An 18,223-nucleotide genomic window follows, 5' to 3' on the forward strand; every position below is an offset into this window, starting at 1 on the left:
ACCGGGTGGCCGCGATCGACTGCGGCACGAACTCGATCCGGCTGCTCGTGGCCGACCTGCCGGACCCGTCCGCCGGGCCGACGGCCGAGCTGGCCGACGTGGTACGGCGGATGGAGATCGTCCGGCTGGGCCAGGACCTCGACCGGACCGGGCGGCTGGCTCCGGAGGCGCTGGAGCGGACCCGGCAGGCGCTGATCGGGTACGCCACCTCGATCGAGTCGCTCGGCGTGTCCCGGATCCGCATGTGCGCCACCTCCGCCTCCCGGGACGCCTCCAACGCGGGCGAGTTCCGGTCCATGGTGCTGGACACCCTCGGCGTCGAACCGGAGGTGGTGACCGGCGACGAGGAGGCACGGCTCTCCTTCACCGGTGCCGTACGCGGGCTGGGCGACGACGTCCAGGCGCCGTACCTGGTGGTCGACATCGGCGGCGGCTCCACCGAGTTCGTCGTCGGCGGCGGGCCGGCCGGCGGCGGTGCGGTCTCCGCCGACGCGGCGGTCTCGGTCGACGGGACCGTCTCGGTCGACGCGGCGGTGTCGGTCGACATCGGCTGCGTCCGGATGACCGAGCGGCACCTGCACGGCGACCCGCCGACGCCGGAGCAGTTGGCGGCGGCCGAGGCGGACATCGGCGCGGCGGTGGACCGGGCGCTCTCGGTGGTGCCGGGGCGGGAGGCGGCCACCCTGATCGGGCTGGCCGGCTCGGTGACCACGGTCGCCGGGATCGCGCTGGGCCTGCCGGAGTACCGCCCCGACCGGATCCACCACGCCCGCATCCCGTACGCCGACGTGGTGAAGGTGACCGGCGACCTGCTGGCCCGATCGTCGGCGGAGCGGCTGACCATCCCGGTGATGCATCCCGGCCGGGCCGACGTGATCGGTGCCGGCGCCCTGGTGCTCAGAATCGTCATGGAGCGGGCTGGGATGACCTCGGTGATCGCCAGCGAGCGGGACATCCTCGACGGCATCGCCTACAGCCTGCTGCCGGCGTAGCCCTGCGGGTCCGCAGGATGCGCCGCAGGAGGCGCACCGAGCCGGTCGTCGCAGCCGTGCACCGCCCTGCGGCTTGGTTGGCCGCCGCCCAGTTCATCGAGGCCGGCCGCTGACCGGCGGTTGACGTCCTCGACAACGGCGCGAGGCCGTCGACGAACGTCAACGCCCGATCCGTCCGCTGGTGGCCGTACACCTAACGTGCCCGCAGCGTGACGATCACCGGATGACTGCCGGAGAGGCTGATCGGACGGAGTTCCCGCAGCGCCAGTCCGGCGGCGTCCGCCGCCGGCAACTGGCCGTCCACATCCGAGACGAGCAGCACCGCCCGGCCGCCCGGACGCAGCACCCGGCGCAGCTCCGTCCAGAACCGCCGCTGCCGCCAGGCCAGGATGCCGGCGAACGGCACCTGCTGGTCCCACGGTGGGTTGCTGACCACCAGCTCGACGACGCCGTCCGGCAGCGGGATCCGGCCGGCATCCGCCACCACCCAGCCGACCGGTGCGGCCCCGCCGTTGCCGGCCGCGATCGCGACGACGGCCCGGTCGATGTCACTGCCCACAATAGACAGCGCTCGACCGGACCGGGTCGCCTCGACCGGTATCGTCCCGGCGCCGCAGCACGGGTCGAGGAGCAGATCCCCGTCGCGCGGCTCGGCGAGCCGGACCAGCGCGGCGGCCACCGGTGGGTGCAGGCTGCCCGGCCGGGACACCCGGCGGTACGCGCGGCGGTGCAGTGGCCGGCCCGCGATCCGCAGCGCCACCAGGGCCCGGTCGTCGACGAGGGTGACCCGCCACGACAGTCCACCCGGCGGCGGTGCGACCCCACCCCGCCGGCTGTGGTAGGGCGTCCCGAGTGCGGCGGCGAGCGGCTCGCCGACCACGTCCTCCAGGTCGAACCGGGTGAAGTTGCGCCGCCCGAGGAACGACGCGGAAACGTCGATCCCGGAGATCGGGCGGTCGCCACCGCAGCGGCGCCACCCCGTCAGCATCTCCCGCAGTGGCAGCGCCGTCGCGGCCTTGCCCAGCATCCGCAGGCTGGTCCGGCTCCGGCCGATTCCGTAGACCACCGCGCCGACCAGGAAGACGTCGTCGGCGCAGCGCAGCTCCAGTACCTCCGGACCGGGATCGACGCAGTCGAACCACACCTCACGGTGTGCGACCGCGCTGACCCGGCCCACTCCCAGCGTTGCTATCTCGTCGGCCACCACCGGCTCGATGCCCCGCACCGTCCGCGCCACCAGGCGCGCGGCCGTCACGACGTGACGACGGTGCCAGGACGCGGTGTGGCCCCGGCGCGGGTGTGCGCCGGCAACCGAAAGACCATTCGATCTTCTCCCACGTCGCGACTCGGGGCGACGCGTCGCCGCCCCGCATCGCTGGCGAGGGGTTATCCGCAACCCGCCAGCGGTCGCGTCAGGCGAGGAAGAAGAAATTCATGGGACGCAGCGTAGCAAACGATCGGGCCGCCACCAGGCGACGACCAGGGCCAGAGCCGAAGCATTGGATCTCGACCGACCTCGGCTTTCTTCCTACCGTGCGGGCATGGTTTGTGCGGGTGCACGCCCGGTGGTGGCGCCGGAGTTCGGCGGAACGGCGTCGGGGTGGACCGTCACCCCCGCCCGGCGGCAGCGGTATCGCCGGCCACCTGGCAGTGACGCGGTGTCGCTGTCGGACCGCCGGCACGACACGCGAGGGAGCCACCGATGATCAGCGTCAGCCCGCTGCACCCCGACGACCGCCGGGACTGGGAGGAGCTGTTCTCCGGCTACAACGCCTTCTACGGGCGTACCTGGCCGGCACAGAACTACGACCATGCGTGGCGGGAGTTCCAGCGAGACGACCGGATCCACGCCCTCGGCGCCCGGCTCGACGGCCGACTGGTCGGTATCGCCCACTTCCTCGTCCACGCCAGCACAACCTCGCCCGACGTCTGCTATCTCCAGGACCTGTTCACCGCCCCGCACGCCCGAGGCAGGGGTGTCGCCCGAACCCTGATCCAGGCGGTCGAGAAGTGGGCCCGCGAACAGGACTGTGCCCGGCTCTACTGGCACACCCAGCAGCAGAACCACACCGCTCGTCGGCTCTACGACCAGGTCGCGGACTTCCGCGACTTCATCCTTTACGCGATGCCGCTGGAGCCGGCGCCGGAGCCGCGGCCAGCGCCGCCCGTGCCTGGCCCGCAGTCCGTACCTACTGCGCCCGAGATCGTCAGCCGGTCGGCTGCGGATCGGGGTAGCACACCCCGCTGAGCTGTTCCGACACCTCCCAGAGCCGGGCCGCCGTCGCCTCGTCCAGGGCTCGGGTGGGGACCTGGGCCGGGGCGGGTCCACCGTGGAGTTCGCGGTAGCCGTCCGGGCCGTAGTAGCCACCGCCCTCGGCCGCCGGGCTCGTCGCGGCGAAGACCGCCGGCAGGGCACCGGACGGGATATCCTGCCAGATCCCGGGTACGAGGTAGATCAGCCGGTTCCGGATCCGGTTGAGCAGCAGCGAACCCCCGCCATGTGTCGGGCCGGTCACCTGGAGGTTGGTGACGGCGGCGCCCGGGTGCGCGGCGTTGCTGAGGATGCCCCAGCCGCCAACGGTGCTGCGCCGCTGGAGTTCCCGGGCGAACATCAGCATGGCCCGCTTGGAGAGCCCGTACGCCCGCAGCGGCTGGTAGCGGCGCTCACCCTGGAGATTGTCGAAGTCGAACCGGCCGAACCGGCTCATCATGCTGCCGATCGACACCACCCGGGCGGCACCGGCGGCGCGGAGCAGCGGAAGCAGGTGACCGGTCAGCGCGAAGTGGCCGAGATAGTTGACGGCGAACTGGAGTTCGTAGCCGTCCTCGCTGAGCGCCCGGGGACGCGGCGTCATGATCCCGGCGTTGTTGACCAGGATGTCGATCGGCCGGCCCTGCTCGGTCAGGGCCGTGCCGCAGGCGGCGATGCTGGCCAGCGACGCCAGGTCCAGGTGCTGGAGGCTCAGCTTCGCGCCGGGCACGTCGGCGCGGATCTCGGCGACGGCCCGGTCGCCCTTGACCTCGTCGCGTACCGCGAGGATCACCTCCGCGCCGGCTCGGGCGAGTCGATGGCTGACGCCGAACCCGATCCCGCTGTTGGCCCCGGTCACCACCGCGAGCTTGCCGGTCAGGTCCGGTACGTCGATGTCAGGTGCGCGGTGCGGCATACGATCATTATCGATGCTGAGCCGCCCTCCGTGGGGGCGGCGCGACGGCTGGAACCGGCTCCGGTGCGCGCTATCCGGCGCTCAGCGCCGCCCGGGCAGCCCGGCGACGAAGGACCGCCACGCGAGGGGCCGGAACGCCAGCGTGCCGCCGTCCCGATCCTTGGTGTCCCGCACCAGCACCCGGCCGGGTACATTCGCGGCCACCTCGACGCATGAGCCTTCGGCCCCGCTTCGGGTGCTCTTCCGCCAGTTCGGCACGGGCGGCTCAGTCATCGACGGCCTCCTTGATGATGGCGGCGAGCAGATCCTCGGAGTCTTCCTGGCTGAGGGCCAGCTCGCTGAGTCGCTCCCAGACCTGATCGTAGACGGCGACCTCGGTCGGCTTGTCCAGATAGAGCGCGCCGGTCAGGTTCTCGCTGTAGATCGTGGTCGGTTCCGGCGGTCGAGTGCCATGGGTTGGGAACTCGATGATGTAGAAGGCGTTCGTCATCGACGCCCAGTGTGGACCGGTCACGGACGGCAGTACCCGGACGGTGACCGTGGGGAGGCGGTTGCTGTTCGCGAGGTGGGCGAGTTGGGCCACCCAGGCGTCGTGGTCGGCGATGGGGCGGCGCAGTACCGCCTCGTCCACGATCACTTCCAGTTCGGGGGCCTTCGGCTGGCGTCGGGTCAGGATCCGTTGCCGTTCCAGACGTAGCGCGACCTTGCTGGCGACCTCCTGCTCGGTGACCCCGGGCTTGGTCCGGATCACCTCGGCGGCGTAGTCGGCGGTCTGCAACAGTCCGGGGATCAGCGACGACTCGAACTGGCGGATGCGTGCGGCGGTCGCCTCCATCCCGACGTACAACTGGAACCACGAGGGGATGACGTCGCCGTACGCGTGCCACCAGCCCTTGGCCTTGGACTCCTTCGCGAGGCTGAGCAGGACGTTGGTCATCTTCGGGTTGACGCCGTAGAGCCGGCACATCGCCTCGACGTCGTGCGTGCGTACCGTGGTCTCGCCGCGCTCTATCCGGTACATCCGGGCCCGGGACCATTCCAGCATCTTGGCCGCGGGTTCGAGATTGATCCCGGCCTCCTCCCGGGCGATCTTCAAATGCCGGCCGAGTTGACGTTGCGGTACGGATGATGCGCGGTCGGCCACGATCCGCTCCCATCTCTTCTGGACAGTTTCGAACGACTGGAACGAGACAGCGATATCGGGCCGGGCGTATCGATGTCAATATTTTCCGGCAAATCTCGCGCCATACTGCTGACCGCACGGACATTGATGTCCAGACTCCTCGGTAGTCGGGTCCGTGGAGATCGACGGCCCCCTTCCGCGATCCGGAGGTGACGATGCCGTCCGTCGTACGCCCGCACCTGCCGCAGCGGCCGATCTGGCTCTGCCGGGCCTGTGTGCGCCCGTGGCCCTGCCCGGTGGCCCGCGCCACCCTGGCGGTCGAGTACGCCGCCGATCCGGTTGCCCTGCACGTCTACCTCGCGACGGTGCTCCAGGAGGCGATCGACGACCTCTGTCGGCTCAACCCGCAGCCCGGCCCCGACCCGGCCGCCATGTACGTCCGGTTCCTTGCCTGGGCCACGCCCCGGTTGCGGCTGGCTGCGCCGTACAGTCCGTTGATGGTGCGGGCGACGGCGGTACCGGAGCGGCTGCGGTGGGCGGTCGACCTGTTGCAGGTGGCCCCGGACGACCAACTCCTGGAGATCGGTTGCGGCAACGGGGTCGCGGTGTCGCTGGTCTGCGATCGGCTGGTCGACGGGCGGATCGTCGCGATCGACCGCTCGGCGGCGGCCGTCCGGCAGGCGGAGCGGCGCAATCTCGAGCACATCTCGGCGGGGCGGGCGGTCGTCCGGCTCGGCACGCTGGAGGAGTTCGGGGCGCCGGAGGGAGTCGGTGCGCAGGCGGTGTCCGGAGGGGACGGTGCGGGGTTCGACAAGATCTTCGCGGTCAACGTCAACCTCTTCTGGACCCGCTCGCCCGCCGCCGAGCTGGCCCTGCTCCGCCGGCTCCTGCGGCCGGGCGGCGGACTCTACCTGTGCTACGAGCCGCCCGGGGCGACCCGGGTGGCGGAGCTGGTCAGGCGATTGCCGGCGACGCTGTCGGCGCACGGTTTCACCGCCACGGCGGTGACCTCGGCGACCACTGCCAGCACGTCACTGCTCTGCGTCAGCGGTCGCTCGGGCCGGCGGCCGGAGGGGGCGGGAGTGGGAGTCGGCTAACCGACCCCGAACGGTACGCAGCCGCCCACCGGCGGCTCGGGGTCGTCGGCGATGGCCTTCACCAGCAGCGCGCTGCAATGCGCGACGGTACGCAGCTCGTCGTCGGAGAGCCGGTCGAGGATCCGACGCATCTTCTGGGCGCCGGCCGTCACGAACCGGTCGACCAGATCGCGCCCCGGTCCGCTCAGCTCGATCCGGCGTACCCGGCGGTCGTGCGGGTCCTCGCGGCGGGTGACCAGGCCCTGCGCGACCAGCCGGTCCACCATCCCGGTCATGGTGGCCAGGCTCACCCCCAGCGCCGTACTGAGTTCCTGGCCGGCGATGCTGCCGTGCGCCGAGAGCACCAGCAGCACCTTGAGCTGCGGCAAGGTCAGATGCAGCGTGAACAGCGGGTTTGCCGGGTCGTTGGCGAAGAGGTGCTGCATCTCCCGCTGCGTCTGCATGATCTGGGCGATGAGATCGTGCCGGTTACCCATCGATCCCTCCAGAGCACGAGACGGCGGCAACGGTCGGCCGCAACGCGGCCACGCCCTCCGCGGTCAGCGGAGGCTACCAGGGAAGTGCCGGCCCCAGAATACTTCGCTCTGAGCGAACTGTTAGTGTCGGCCTAACTTTATGTCCACGGGGGAGAGGAGCGAGCCACATGTCCGTGGCCGTCCAACCTGACACCGGGAGCGACAAACTCGATCCCGGCGTCCTGAGGGTCGCCGGTGTGGTGGTGCTCGGCGCCATCATGTCGATCCTCGACGTCACCGTCGTCAGCGTCGCGATACCGACCTTCCAGCGCGAGTTCGACGCCACCTACGCCACCGTCGCATGGACGATGACCGCGTACACGCTGGCCCTGGCCACGGTGATCCCGATCACCGGCTGGGCGGCCGACCGGTTCGGTACCAAGCGTCTCTACCTGATGTCCCTGGTGCTGTTCCTCGGCGGCTCGGCGCTGTGCAGCGTGGCCTGGGACATCGGCCCGCTGATCGTCTTCCGGGCTCTCCAGGGTCTCGGCGGCGGCATGCTGATGCCGCTCGGCATGACGATCATGACTCGCGCCGCCGGTCCGCACCGGATCGGCCGGGTGATGGCCGTGCTCGGCGTACCCATGCTGCTCGGCCCGATCGGCGGCCCGATCCTCGGCGGCTGGCTGATCGACGCGGCCTCCTGGCACTGGATCTTCCTGATCAACGTGCCGGTCGGGATCGTCGCCTTCGTCTTCGCGCTGCGCGTCCTGCCGAAGGACGAGCCGCAGCCCTCCGAGTCGTTCGACTTCCTCGGCATGCTGCTGCTCTCGCCGGGTCTCGCGCTCTTCCTCTACGGCGTCTCCTCCATCCCGGAGGCCGGCACCGTCGCCGCCGCCAAGGTACTGGTGCCGGCGATCATCGGCCTGCTCCTGATCCTCGCGTTCGTGTTCCACGCCCTGCGCAAGGACCACCCGCTGATCGACCTGGGGCTGTTCAGGAACCGCAACCTCACCGTCTCGGTCGTCACGATGACGCTCTTCACCGTGGCGTTCATGGGCGCGATGCTGCTGCTGCCCAGCTACTTCCTCCAGGTACGCGGTGAGGGAACCCTCGACGCCGGCCTGCTGCTGGCCCCGCAGGGCATCGGCGCGATGCTCACCATGCCGATCGCCGGCCGGCTGACCGACCGGATCGGCCCCGGCAAGCTGGTGCTCGGCGGAATCGTGCTGATCGCCCTGGGGCTCGCCCCGTTCACCCAGATCACCGCCGACAGCTCGTACGGGCTGCTCCTCGGGGGCCTGTTCGTGATGGGCATGGGAATGGGCATGACCATGATGCCGATGATGTCGGCGGCGATGGCCAGCCTCACCCACCAGCAGGTCGCCCGGGGCTCCACGATGATGAACATCGTCCAGCAGACCGCCGGCTCCATCGGTACCGCCGTGATGTCCGTCATCCTCACCAACCGGGTGCTGGAGAGCCAGGCGGCCACCGCGTACAGCGCGGTCACCCAGGGGCAGGTGCCGCGCGACCAGGTGCCGCCGGAGGTACTCACCCAGGGGCAGGCGTCGCTGGCCGAGGCGTTCAGCCAGACGTACGTGATCGCGCTGGTGCTGATCGTCCTCTGTGTCGTCCCGGCGCTGCTGCTGCCGCGCAAGCGGATCGAGCCGGCGGCACCGGAGCAGGGCGAGATGCCCGTCCCGGTCGTCATGCACTGACGAGCACACCCCGGAGCGCCGCTCCGGGCGCCGCGAAGCCCTCCCGCCGGACCGGCCGGGAGGGCTTCGCCGTCCGCACCGGCCCCGCCGGGATGAATCGGCGTCCTCCGCACGGTTACTTCCGGCTTGTCCGGGTACCCCGGAGTGCACAGCAGGCCGGGACGGAGGCGAACCGATGACGACCAGCACGGGGCAGGAACGGGCCGCCGCCACGCCGGCCAGCCTCAGGCTGCCGGGGATCGTGCTGGGGGTGGGGCTCGGCGGATTCGTCGACGGCATCCTGCTGCACCAGCTCCTGCAATGGCACCACCTGCTCAGCAGCACCAACACCGACAACGTCGGGGTGCGGTACTACGACCCGAAGACCGTGCCGGGGCTGGAGATGAACACCCTCTGGGACGGCATCTTCCACGCGGTCTGCTGGCTGGCCGTCCTGATCGGCCTGGCCATCCTCTACTCCCGGGTGACCCACCACCGCCGCCGGGTCTGGACCTCCCGGGTGCTGTGGGGCTGGATCCTGGTCGGCTGGGGGCTGTTCAACCTCGTCGAAGGCATCCTCGACCACCACATCCTCGGCATCCACCACGTCTATCCCGGCCCGGACCAGCTCTGGTGGGACATCGCCTTCCTCGTCCTCGGCGCGCTGCTGGTCGCCGGCGGCTGGCTGCTCCAGCGCGGCGGGCGCTCGTTCGACCCCGCCCCCGGGCCCGACGCGCCGACCGGCGGGCGGGCACCCCGGAACGCCTGATGGGCCATGACCCGCACCACCTGCCGGAGCACGGGGCGGGCAGCGCCGGGTTCGGGGTACTGCTGCCCGCCCTTGTTCTGCTGCTCTGCGCCGGTCTCTACCTCTGGCTGGCCCACCGGGCACGGCGGCGCAACCCCGCGCTGGGCTGGAGCCGGTGGCGCACCCTCAGTTTCGGCGTCGGGCTGCTCCTGCTGGCGGTGGCGCTGCTGCCGCCGGTCGCCACCCTCGCGCACACCGACTTCCGGGGCCACATGCTCGGGCACCTGCTCGTCGGCATGTACGCCCCGCTCGCCCTGGTGCTCGGCGCCCCGGTCACCCTGCTGCTGCGTACGCTGCCCGCGAGGCACGGCCGGCGGCTGACGGGGCTGCTGCACAGCCGTCCCGCCCGGATAATGACCCATCCGGCAACCGCCTGGCTGCTCTCCACCGGCAGTCTCGTACCGCTGTACTTCACCCCGCTGCACGACACCGCGACGAGTCACCCGGCCGGGCACTGGCTGCTGCACCTGCACTTCCTGCTCGCCGGTTGCCTCTTCGCCCACGCCATCGCCGGGCCCGATCCGGCGCCCGCCCGGCCCGGCGTGCGTACCCGGCTGGTCTACCTCGGCTGTGGCATCGCGCTGCACGCCGCCGTCTCGCAACTGATGTACGGCGGCTACTGGGTGCAGATCGCCGCACCCGCCGCCGAGGTGCGCACCGGAGCCGAACTCATGTACTACGGCGGCGACATCGCCGAACTGCTGCTCGCCGCGGCCCTGGTCGCCACCTGGCGTCCGGTACGCCGCCCGCAATCCGGCGTCCGACCGGAGCGGCGGGCGGCAGGTCTCGGGGCGGGCGCCTGACCGCACCGCCGCCATGGACCGTGGGACCCGCCGCCGGGGACGGTCGGACCCGCCGCCGGAGTCGCCGGACGCGGGTTCAGCCGGTGCGGAACAGGTCGGCCCGGGACTGCTCCCGGGGTTCGCGCTCGTCCCGCGACCACCACCAGGCGTAGCTGATCGCCCCGGGGCGGGGCGTGGCCAGCACGATCCGGGCCACCAGCGGTCCCTCGTACGCGGTGAACTGCCCGGGGGAGCGCTGGGTGAAGCAGACCATGCCGGGCAGTTCGAGGCTGGCGACGTGCAGTTCCAGCCGACCGCCGGCACCGAGGACCAGCACGCTGTGCTCGACGTGGCGCAGCCCGTCGCTGTCGGTGGTCGCCTCGTAGTCCAGAATGGCGGCACGTCCGTCGAGGGCGCTCCCCACCACCATCCGGGCCACGAACGGCCCGCTCTCCGGGCCGTCGCCCCGGCCCCGGTACACCCCGGTCGCGGCGGTGAGCCGGTGCAGTACGTCGGTCTCGGCGGGCACGGCGACACCGTAGCGCCCGTGCGCCAGCCAATCCCGTCGCACTACTTCCGCGTTGACGGTACTGCGCATTGAATAGTAGTATCGCCGACGTGGACACGACCCAGTTGCTCAAAGGCGTGCTGGATCTCGCGGTCCTGGCCGTCCTGAAGGACGAGGACGGCTACGGCTACGACATCATGCGCCGGCTCCGCGCCGCCGGCCTCGAAGAGATCGGCGACGCCTCCGTCTACGGCACGCTGCGCCGGCTCTTCCAGGCCGGCCTGCTCACCACCTACGTGGTGCCCAGCGAGTCGGGCCCGCACCGCAAGTACTACGCGCTCAACCCGGCGGGGCGGGACCAGCTCCGCCGGTCCGGCAAGGTCTGGCGTTCCTTCGCCATCACCATGGACACGTTGCTCGACGACGAGGGGATCGCGGCATGACCGTCACCGAGCAGGAGATCGCCCGGTACGTCGGGCAGGTCCGCGAGGCGCTGGCCGACCTCCCGCCGCCGGTCCGCGACGAGCTGCTCGAAGACCTGCCCGAGCACCTGACCGAGGTGGCGGCCGAGGCGGAGGGATCGCTCTACGAGCGGCTCGGCCCGCCCGAGGCGTACGCGATGGAGCTGCGTACCGCCGCCGGGGTCACCCCGCCGGCCAACACCGTCAACCTCGACCAGCGGATCGGCGCGGCGGTCCGGAAGAGCCGGGAACGGATCCGCGCCGTCGACGGCCGGCTCGGCCCCGTCGTCGGCTACCCCCGGCTCAGCGACTTCCTCCGGCTGCTCCGCCCCGGCTGGTGGATCCTGCGCGGCTACCTCGCCGCGATGCTGATCACCGTGCTGCTGACCGGCACCTCGTTCGGCCTGCTGCCCCGGCTCGGCGGCAGCGGCCTGGCCGCGCTGCTGCTGCTGGCCGCGACCGTCACCGGGTCGATCTGGCTCGGCCGGCGTACCGAGCGGCTGGGCCCGCGCCCGAGGATGGTCCTCAACTTCGGCGCGGTATTCCTGGTCCTGTTCGGGCTGGCCGGCTTCGCCGAACTCGACAGCCGGGCCGGCGGTGGCGGCAACCCGGTGCCCTACGAGCAGGTCTACACCGACCAGTACTCCGGGGTGCAGGACGTCTACGTCTACGACGGCGAGGGCCGGCTGCTGGAGGGGGTACGCCTCTTCGACCAGAACGGTGAGCCGATCCGGCTCGGCCACCCGTGGTGTGCGGAGGCACGGGAACGGATCGTCCCCGGTCCGGACTACGTCGACCCGATGCGGCAGCCGTACCCGTACTGCCCGCAGGGGGCGCCGTTCCGGTTCGGGCCGACCTCCCCGCCGACCCCGGAACCGACCGTACCGGCCGAGCCGTCGGCGACCCCTGGCGGCACGGCGCCGAGCGCCACCCCGAGCGGTGCGCAAACCCCGACTCCTACCCCGACCGACTAGCTCGCAAACCCGGCCTGCCAGGCCGGTGACGACGTGGCGTACACCTGCGCGACAGGAGGTGTACGCCACGTCGCTGTTGGCTTCCGTCCCCTCGCCGGGCGTGGCAGGCTACCCGAACACCCGGCACGCAAGCCCCGGACCACCGGACTTTGGGTGGGTGAAACTGTGCGACCAGCCAACGATGACTGACCGACAGGAGGGCCACCGATGGGCGAGATGGTGAGTTACCGGAGTAACGGCGGGACCAGCGAGGGCTACCTCGCGCTGCCGGCCGGCGGCGCGACCGGTCCGGCCGTCATCGTGATCCAGGAGTGGTGGGGACTGGTGCCGCACATCACGTCGGTCGCCGACCGGTTCGCCGAGGCCGGCTTCGTGGCGCTCGCCCCCGACCTCTACCACGGCGCCTCCACCACCGAGCCCGACGAGGCCGGCAAGCTCCTGCTGGGTCTGGCCATGGACCAGGCCGCCCGGGACATCGCCGGTGCCGCCGACTATCTGGCGGAGCGCCCCGAGGTCGGCGGCGACACGGTCGGCTGCGTCGGCTTCTGCGCCGGCGGCAGCCTCGCGCTCTGGTCGGCGACGCTCTCCGAGCGGATCGTCGCCACCGTCGGCTTCTACCCGGTGCTGCCCTGGGAGCGGATGCGGCCCGAGTGGTCCAACTACACCGGCAAGGCCGCCGTGATCCACTGCTCGGAGGAGGACGGCACCTCCGCCGCCGAGGGCGTCAAGGCGGCCCGGCAGGCGATCGAGGCGGCCGGCGGCGACTGCACCACCCACGACTACCCCGGTACCCGGCACGCGTTCTTCAACGACGACCGGCCGGAGGTCTTCGACCAGCGGGCCGCGGCCAGCGCCTGGGCCCGTACCCTGGAACTCTTCCGGGCCCGACTTGGCTGAACCGCACCGGCCCGCCGGCCCGACCCGGCGGTCGCGTACCCCGGCGGACGTGCTCGCCCGCGCCGCGCGCGCGGGCGACCTGGCCGGGTTGGACGGCGCCGTCGCCGACTGCTTCGCCTGCCCCCGGCTGGTCGCCTGGCGGGAGGAGGTCGCCGCCGTCCGCCGGGCCGCCTTCCGCGAGCAGGAATACTGGGGCCGGCCCGTCCCCGGCTTCGGCGTCCCCGACGCCCGGATCGCCATCCTCGGGCTGGCCCCGGCCGCGCACGGCGGCAACCGGACCGGGCGGGTCTTCACCGGTGACCGTTCCGGCGACGTGCTCTTCGCCGCGCTGCACCGGGCCGGCCTGGCGAACCAGCCGACCAGCGTCGCCGCCGACGACGGACTCGCCCTGCGACACACCCGGATCGCCGCCGCGGTCCGCTGCGCCCCGCCGGAGAACAAGCCCAGCCCGGCGGAGCGGGACACCTGCGCCCCCTGGCTGCACCGGGAGTTCGAACTGATCAGGCCCACCCTGCGCGTCGTGGTCACCCTCGGCGCGTTCGCCTGGGCCGCGTGGTGGCCGGTGCTCCGCCAGGTGTACGGCGTGCGACCGCCCACCCCGCGACCCGCGTTCGGGCATGGGGCACACTGGTCGCAAGACGAGGCCGTCCCGCAGGTGCTCGGCTGTTACCACGTCAGCCAGCAGAACACCTTTACCGGGCGGCTCACACCGACAATGCTGGACGAGGTGTTCGCCCGGGCCCGGCACCTGGCCGGGCTCGACGAGGATCGCTAGACGGCTCAGGGGGGCGGTGCGATGACCGACGGGCACTCCGGTCGTGCCCGCCCGGCACCGCACCCACCCCGGTCCAGCCTCACCGCCGGCCTGCTCCGGACGCTGTGGCCGCTGGCGGCGGTCGCCGGGCTGCTGGCGCTGGCCGCGCTCGCCGCCGCGCACTCGTCGATCGGATTCACCCGGGTCGAGCCGCCGGCCGACATCGTGCCGACGATCGAGCAGCCGACCCCACCCACCGGACTGGACCAGCCGACCCGCAGCGCCGGGCCCGGCCAGCCCGGCGACTTCATCCCGCACTGGGTTTCGTACCTCGGCGCGGTGCTCTGCGGTGCCGTGGTGGTGGCCGTACTGGCCGCACTGGTCTGGGCGCTGGCCCGGGACCTGCTGCGCCGCCGCCGGGGACTGGCCCGCCCCGGCGCCCGGAAGCTCCGCTCCGCGCAGGAAACCGCACAGGAGGTGGTCGCCGCGCTCGACGCCGGCCTGGTCGACCTCTCCGACAGCGACGCCGACCCGCGCCGGGCGGTGATCGCCTGCTGGGTACGCCTGGAGCAGGCCGCCGCCGCGGCCGGGGTCGAACGCCGGCCCGGCGACACCCCGACCGACCTGGTGACCCGGCTGCTCGGCGCCGGCCGGCCGGTCAGCGCCGACGTGCTGGCCGCGTTCGCCGACGTCTACCGCGAGGCCCGGTACGCCACGCACACCGTCGACGAGCGGATGCGCGCCCAGGCGCTGGCCGCACTGCGCCGGCTGCGTACCGAACTCACCTCGCCGGTCGACCGGCTGGGCGGGGACGGCGGACGGGCGACGGCCGGAGGCGGGCACCGGTGAGCGGCTCCAGCGCCAGCATCTTCGACCTGCTCCAGCACGAGGAGGAGCAGCAGCCCGCGGTGACCCGTCGACGTGCCGGGGTGACCGGCTGGCTGCGGCTCGTGCTGGCCGCGGCCGGTCTCGCCGCAGCGGTCGTACTCGGGCTGCGCATGGTCGGGGTCGGCGTCTCCGCCGCCGCCGTCTTCGCCGGCTTCCTCGCCCTGCTGCTGCTGCGCCGGCTCACCCGGGCCCTCGCCCCGCCGCCCCCGGTGCAGGTACGGCTGCGCCGCCCCGCCGACCACGGCGAGGAGGACGGCAACTACGACTGGACCGTCCGGGACGCCCTGGGCAGCTCGGTCAACCGCTGGGAGAACAAACTCACCTGGTCGCAGGGGGAGCCGGATCGGTTCTCCCGGGCGGTGCTGCCGGTGCTCGCCGAACTCGTCGACGAACTGCTCCGGCAGCGGCACGGTGTCACCAGGGCCAGCGACCCCGAACGGGCCCGAGGGCTCCTCGGCGAGCCACTGTGGAACTTTCTCGACACGCCTCCCAAGCGCACCCCGGCGCCGCGCGACCTCGCGGCGATCGTCGCCCAATTGGAGAAGCTATGAAAGAAGCGGACCAGGTCAGCACCTTCGACGTGGGTCGGCTGGCGCAGGCCGTGCTGGACCAGGTCGGCACGGTGGTGGTGGGCAAGCGGGACGCCCTGGAACTGGTGCTGGCCGGGATCCTGGCCGGCGGGCACGTGCTGCTGGAGGATCTGCCGGGGCTCGGCAAGACGCTGACCGCCCGCTCCTTCGCCCAGGCGCTCGGGCTCGACTTCCGGCGGTTGCAGTTCACCCCCGACCTGCTCCCCGCCGACGTCACCGGGTCGTTCCTCTACGACCAGCGCACCGCCGACTTCACCTTCCGGGCCGGACCGGTCTTCACCAACCTGCTGCTCGCGGACGAGATCAACCGTACGCCGCCGAAGACCCAGGCGGCGCTGCTGGAGGCGATGCAGGAGAAGCAGGTCTCGGTCGAGGGCGTCACCTACCGGCTGGACCCGCCGTTCCACGTGATCGCCACCGCCAACCCGATCGAGTACGAGGGCACCTATCCGCTGCCCGAGGCGCAGCTCGACCGGTTCCTGCTCCGGGTCTCGTTCGGCTATCCGGGCGCCGAGGAGGAGTGGGACGTACTCCGCCGCCGGATGGCCCGCCGTCAGGAGGAGGCGGAGCTGAAACCGGTGGTCGACGCCGCAGTGCTCCGGGCGATGCAGGCGGCCCTGGAGAACGTGGTGGTGGAGGACTCGATCGGCCGCTACATCGTGGCGCTGACCGCCGCCACCCGGGAGCACGCCTCGGTACTCGTCGGCGCCTCGCCGCGCGGCTCGCTCGGGCTGCTGCTGCTGGCCCGGGCGATGGCCGCGTTCGCCGGCCGGGACTACGTGATCCCGGAGGACGTCAAGGCGGTGGCGGTGCCGGTGCTGGCGCACCGGATCACGCTGCGGCCGGAGATGTGGCTGCGCCGGGTCGACCCGTCGTTCGTGGTCAACGAGGTGCTGGAGACCACACCCGCGCCGGCCAGCGGTGCGCTGCCCAGCTACGCCGCCGGGCCGGCCGGGGCACGCGCGACGTGAGTTCCACCGGACCGACCCTGCGACCCGCCGTACCCGGGCAGCGGGCGGCCGCCCCGGCCGTGGCGGCGCCGCCCGGGGGCGCCCCCGGGCCGGACTGGGTCTCCACCCGGGCACTCGGCCGGGCGGTGCTGCTCACCGGGCTCTTCCTGGTGGCCGGTGCACTGCTCGGCCGGATCGACCTGGTGGTGCTGGCCGCGCCGTTCGCGCTCGGCACCGCTTACGCGCTGCGCCGCCGCCCGGTGCGGACACCGGAGATCGGGATCGGGGCCGAGGACACCAACCTGGTCGAGGGGGGCGCACTGGTCGGCGGGATCAGCGTCGGCAACCTCGACGACGTCGGCTACGACCTGGTGCTGGTCCGTACCGTCGTCTCGTCCTGGCTGCGGATCGACGAGGTCCGGTTCGCGCCCGGCGGTGCCGGCGCGGAGGGTTCCGTCCCGGCGGACGGCGTCGCGGCCCGGTCCGGTCGTCGGGACGCCACCGACCGTCCCTACGGTTTCACGGTGCCGGCCGGCACCGTCGCCGACCTGGAGTTGCGCGGCGGGACGCTGCGCTGGGGCCGGCACTCGCTCGGGCCGGCGGCGGTGCGGGCGATCGCCTGCGACGGGCTGCTGGCCAGCCAGACGGTGCGCAGCGAGGCCCGCGCGGTGCCGGTCTATCCGGTGACCGAGCCCTTCGACGCGGACGAGGCGATGCCCCGGGCCGCCGGCCTGGTCGGCGGGCACCGGTCGCGGCGCCCGGGTGAGGGCGGCGAGCTGGCCGGGGTACGCATCTTCGGGCCGGGTGACCGGCTGCGCCGGATCGACTGGCGGGTCTCGCTGCGGGCCCGGCAACTGCACGTGGCGGCGATGCTCTCCGACCGGGACGCCGAGGTGGTGCTACTGCTGGACGTGCTGGCCGAGGCGGGCCGGTCCGGCGGGATCCGGGGCAGCGCCTCGGTGCTGGACACCTGTGTCCGGGCCGCCGCCGCCATCGCCGAGCACTACCTGCACCGGGGCGACCGGGTCTCTTTGCTGGAGTACGGCCCGTCGGCCCGCAGGCTCCGCCCGGCGACCGGGCGGCGGCAGTACCTGACCCTGCTGGAGTGGCTGCTCGACGTCCGGGTCGAACAGTCCCCGCACGAGCCGTACGACCAGGTCTTCGGCCCGCAACTGCTCTCCTCCAACGCCCTGGTCGTGGTACTCACCCCGCTGGTGGACCCCAGGTCGGCGGCGATGCTGGCCCGGCTGGCCCGCTCGGGCCGGTTCGTGGTGGCGGTGGACACCCTGCCGCCGTCGGCCACGCCGCCGAAGCGGGGGCAGTGGACCGAGGTGGCGCACCGGCTCTGGCGGCTGGACCGGGACACCACGATCGGGCAGCTCCGCGAGCACGGGGTGCCGGTGGTCACCTGGGCCGGGGCCGGCAGCCTCGACCTGGTGCTCCGGGACGTCGCCCGGCTCGCCTCCGCACCCCGGCCGGCGCTGCGGTGAGCGCCGCCGTGTCGAACGGAGCGCCGCCGTGGTGAGCCGGATCAGGGCGCTCTACGCCGCGGTCGGCCGGATCACCCTGGTGCCGGTACTGGTCCGGGCCGGTGTCTTCGGCTGCGCGCTGGTCGCGCTGCTGCTGGCGTACCCGGAAAGGCCGTCGGACCCCCGCCTGCTCGGCCTGCTGGTGGTGGCGGCGCTGGCGCCCGCGGTGGCGCCCCGGCGCAACTGGCCCACCATGGTGCTGCTGGCCGCGGTCGGTGCCTGGGTGGCGGCGACCGGCTGGTACGACCAGCAGGTGGAACTCTGGCGGCTGCTCGCCCTGGCCACCTTCCTCTACCTGACCCACACCCTCGCGGCGCTCGCCGCCGTGCTGTCGTACGACGCGGTGGTCGCCCCCGAGGTGCTGGCCCGGTGGGTGGCCCGGGCGCTGGGGGTGGCGCTCGCCTCGGCGGTGCTCTCGATGCCGCTGCTGGCGATGGACGGCCGGTTCGGCGACCGGAGTTTCGTCGTCGCGCTGCTCGGCGGGCTGGTCCTGGCGGTCTGCGCCGCCGGGCTGCTCGGCTGGCTGTTCCGGCGCCGGTAAGGACCCT

Annotated in this window: 21 protein-coding genes; 15 read left to right on the top strand and 6 right to left on the bottom strand. The window is 72.7% G+C overall.

Features of this window, described 5'->3' with window-relative positions:
- Window positions 1–5: 5 nt before the first annotated feature.
- Window positions 6–992 carry a Ppx/GppA phosphatase family protein gene (locus V1634_RS03690; protein ID WP_331206507.1) on the top strand — a complete coding sequence of 329 codons (987 nt, stop codon included), beginning with the start codon at window positions 6–8 and terminating at the stop codon, window positions 990–992.
- 193 nt (window positions 993–1,185) lie between these two features.
- Here the strand turns inward: V1634_RS03690 and V1634_RS03695 are convergent, their stop codons facing one another.
- A complete protein-coding gene (locus tag V1634_RS03695) occupies window positions 1,186–2,247 on the bottom strand; it encodes a methyltransferase domain-containing protein (RefSeq protein WP_331206306.1) in 1,062 nt (353 codons plus the stop codon).
- A 447-nt stretch (window positions 2,248–2,694) separates the two neighbouring features.
- Here V1634_RS03695 and V1634_RS03700 point away from each other — a divergent pair, with 447 nt between their 5' ends.
- Window positions 2,695–3,240, top strand: coding sequence for a GNAT family N-acetyltransferase (locus tag V1634_RS03700; protein ID WP_331206307.1), 546 nt, complete (start codon window positions 2,695–2,697; stop codon window positions 3,238–3,240).
- On the opposite strand, the gene V1634_RS03705 is transcribed toward V1634_RS03700, so the two are convergent.
- The 3 genes from V1634_RS03705 to V1634_RS03715 form a co-directional block, all read right to left on the bottom strand.
- The gene (locus V1634_RS03705) at window positions 3,200–4,159 is read right to left on the bottom strand and encodes an SDR family oxidoreductase (RefSeq protein ID WP_331206308.1); all 960 of its coding nucleotides are present in this window, start codon (window positions 4,157–4,159) and stop codon (window positions 3,200–3,202) included. The two genes, V1634_RS03700 and V1634_RS03705, sit on opposite strands and share 41 nt — an antisense overlap.
- A gap of 81 nt (window positions 4,160–4,240) precedes the next feature.
- Window positions 4,241–4,432: a DUF397 domain-containing protein gene (locus V1634_RS03710; RefSeq protein ID WP_331206309.1), complete on the bottom strand. Its 192-nt coding sequence runs from the start codon at window positions 4,430–4,432 to the stop codon at window positions 4,241–4,243.
- Entirely contained in the window at window positions 4,425–5,303 is an 879-nt protein-coding gene (locus tag V1634_RS03715) for a helix-turn-helix domain-containing protein (RefSeq protein ID WP_331206310.1), read from the bottom strand. The genes V1634_RS03710 and V1634_RS03715 overlap by 8 nt, the downstream gene beginning before the upstream one ends.
- A 194-nt stretch (window positions 5,304–5,497) precedes the next feature.
- Between V1634_RS03715 and V1634_RS03725 the strand changes: the two genes are divergently transcribed.
- Window positions 5,498–6,379, top strand: a complete 882-nt coding sequence (locus V1634_RS03725; RefSeq protein WP_407951716.1) for an SAM-dependent methyltransferase — start codon at window positions 5,498–5,500, stop codon at window positions 6,377–6,379.
- Here the strand turns inward: V1634_RS03725 and V1634_RS03730 are convergent.
- Window positions 6,376–6,855, bottom strand: coding sequence for a MarR family winged helix-turn-helix transcriptional regulator (locus tag V1634_RS03730; RefSeq protein ID WP_331206311.1), 480 nt, complete (start codon window positions 6,853–6,855; stop codon window positions 6,376–6,378). The genes V1634_RS03725 and V1634_RS03730 overlap by 4 nt on opposite strands.
- A gap of 167 nt (window positions 6,856–7,022) precedes the next feature.
- Between V1634_RS03730 and V1634_RS03735 the strand changes: the two genes are divergently transcribed.
- The 3 genes from V1634_RS03735 (at window position 7,023) to V1634_RS03745 (ending at window position 10,145) form a co-directional block, all read left to right on the top strand.
- Window positions 7,023–8,555 (top strand): DHA2 family efflux MFS transporter permease subunit, encoded by a 1,533-nt coding sequence (locus tag V1634_RS03735; protein WP_331206312.1) that lies wholly within the window; start codon window positions 7,023–7,025, stop codon window positions 8,553–8,555.
- 175 nt (window positions 8,556–8,730) lie between these two features.
- A complete protein-coding gene (locus V1634_RS03740; protein WP_331206313.1) occupies window positions 8,731–9,303 on the top strand; it encodes a DUF2243 domain-containing protein in 573 nt (190 codons plus the stop codon).
- Window positions 9,303–10,145, top strand: coding sequence for a cytochrome c oxidase assembly protein (locus V1634_RS03745; protein WP_331206314.1), 843 nt, complete (start codon window positions 9,303–9,305; stop codon window positions 10,143–10,145). Before V1634_RS03740 ends, V1634_RS03745 begins: the two co-directional genes overlap by 1 nt.
- A 76-nt stretch (window positions 10,146–10,221) precedes the next feature.
- Here the strand turns inward: V1634_RS03745 and V1634_RS03750 are convergent, their stop codons facing one another.
- Window positions 10,222–10,653 (bottom strand): hypothetical protein, encoded by a 432-nt coding sequence (locus V1634_RS03750; RefSeq protein ID WP_331206315.1) that lies wholly within the window; start codon window positions 10,651–10,653, stop codon window positions 10,222–10,224.
- 89 nt (window positions 10,654–10,742) lie between these two features.
- Here V1634_RS03750 and V1634_RS03755 point away from each other — a divergent pair, with 89 nt between their 5' ends.
- From V1634_RS03755 to V1634_RS03795, 9 genes are all read left to right on the top strand, one after another.
- Window positions 10,743–11,075: a PadR family transcriptional regulator gene (locus V1634_RS03755; RefSeq protein WP_101371525.1), complete on the top strand. Its 333-nt coding sequence runs from the start codon at window positions 10,743–10,745 to the stop codon at window positions 11,073–11,075.
- Complete coding sequence (locus tag V1634_RS03760) at window positions 11,072–12,067, top strand: HAAS signaling domain-containing protein (protein WP_331206316.1); 996 nt, start codon at window positions 11,072–11,074, stop codon at window positions 12,065–12,067. The genes V1634_RS03755 and V1634_RS03760 overlap by 4 nt, the downstream gene beginning before the upstream one ends.
- Before the next feature lie 207 nt (window positions 12,068–12,274).
- Window positions 12,275–12,964 (top strand): dienelactone hydrolase family protein, encoded by a 690-nt coding sequence (locus V1634_RS03765; protein ID WP_331206317.1) that lies wholly within the window; start codon window positions 12,275–12,277, stop codon window positions 12,962–12,964.
- A gap of 49 nt (window positions 12,965–13,013) precedes the next feature.
- A complete protein-coding gene (locus V1634_RS03770; protein ID WP_331206510.1) occupies window positions 13,014–13,739 on the top strand; it encodes a uracil-DNA glycosylase in 726 nt (241 codons plus the stop codon).
- A gap of 21 nt (window positions 13,740–13,760) precedes the next feature.
- Window positions 13,761–14,567, top strand: a complete 807-nt coding sequence (locus V1634_RS03775; RefSeq protein ID WP_331206318.1) for a DUF4129 domain-containing protein — start codon at window positions 13,761–13,763, stop codon at window positions 14,565–14,567.
- Entirely contained in the window at window positions 14,564–15,157 is a 594-nt protein-coding gene (locus tag V1634_RS03780; RefSeq protein ID WP_331206319.1) for a hypothetical protein, read from the top strand. Before V1634_RS03775 ends, V1634_RS03780 begins: the two co-directional genes overlap by 4 nt.
- On the top strand, window positions 15,154–16,167 hold the full coding sequence (locus tag V1634_RS03785) for an AAA family ATPase (RefSeq protein WP_331206320.1): 1,014 nt from the start codon (window positions 15,154–15,156) through the stop codon (window positions 16,165–16,167). Before V1634_RS03780 ends, V1634_RS03785 begins: the two co-directional genes overlap by 4 nt.
- Before the next feature lie 59 nt (window positions 16,168–16,226).
- The gene (locus tag V1634_RS03790; protein WP_331206511.1) at window positions 16,227–17,636 is read left to right on the top strand and encodes a DUF58 domain-containing protein; all 1,410 of its coding nucleotides are present in this window, start codon (window positions 16,227–16,229) and stop codon (window positions 17,634–17,636) included.
- Window positions 17,637–17,667: 31 nt separating this feature from the next.
- The gene (locus tag V1634_RS03795) at window positions 17,668–18,216 is read left to right on the top strand and encodes a hypothetical protein (RefSeq protein ID WP_331206321.1); all 549 of its coding nucleotides are present in this window, start codon (window positions 17,668–17,670) and stop codon (window positions 18,214–18,216) included.
- Window positions 18,217–18,223 lie beyond the last annotated feature (7 nt).

The organism is Plantactinospora veratri, from assembly GCF_036421995.1.
Taxonomy (GTDB): Bacteria; Actinomycetota; Actinomycetes; order Mycobacteriales; family Micromonosporaceae; genus Plantactinospora; species Plantactinospora veratri.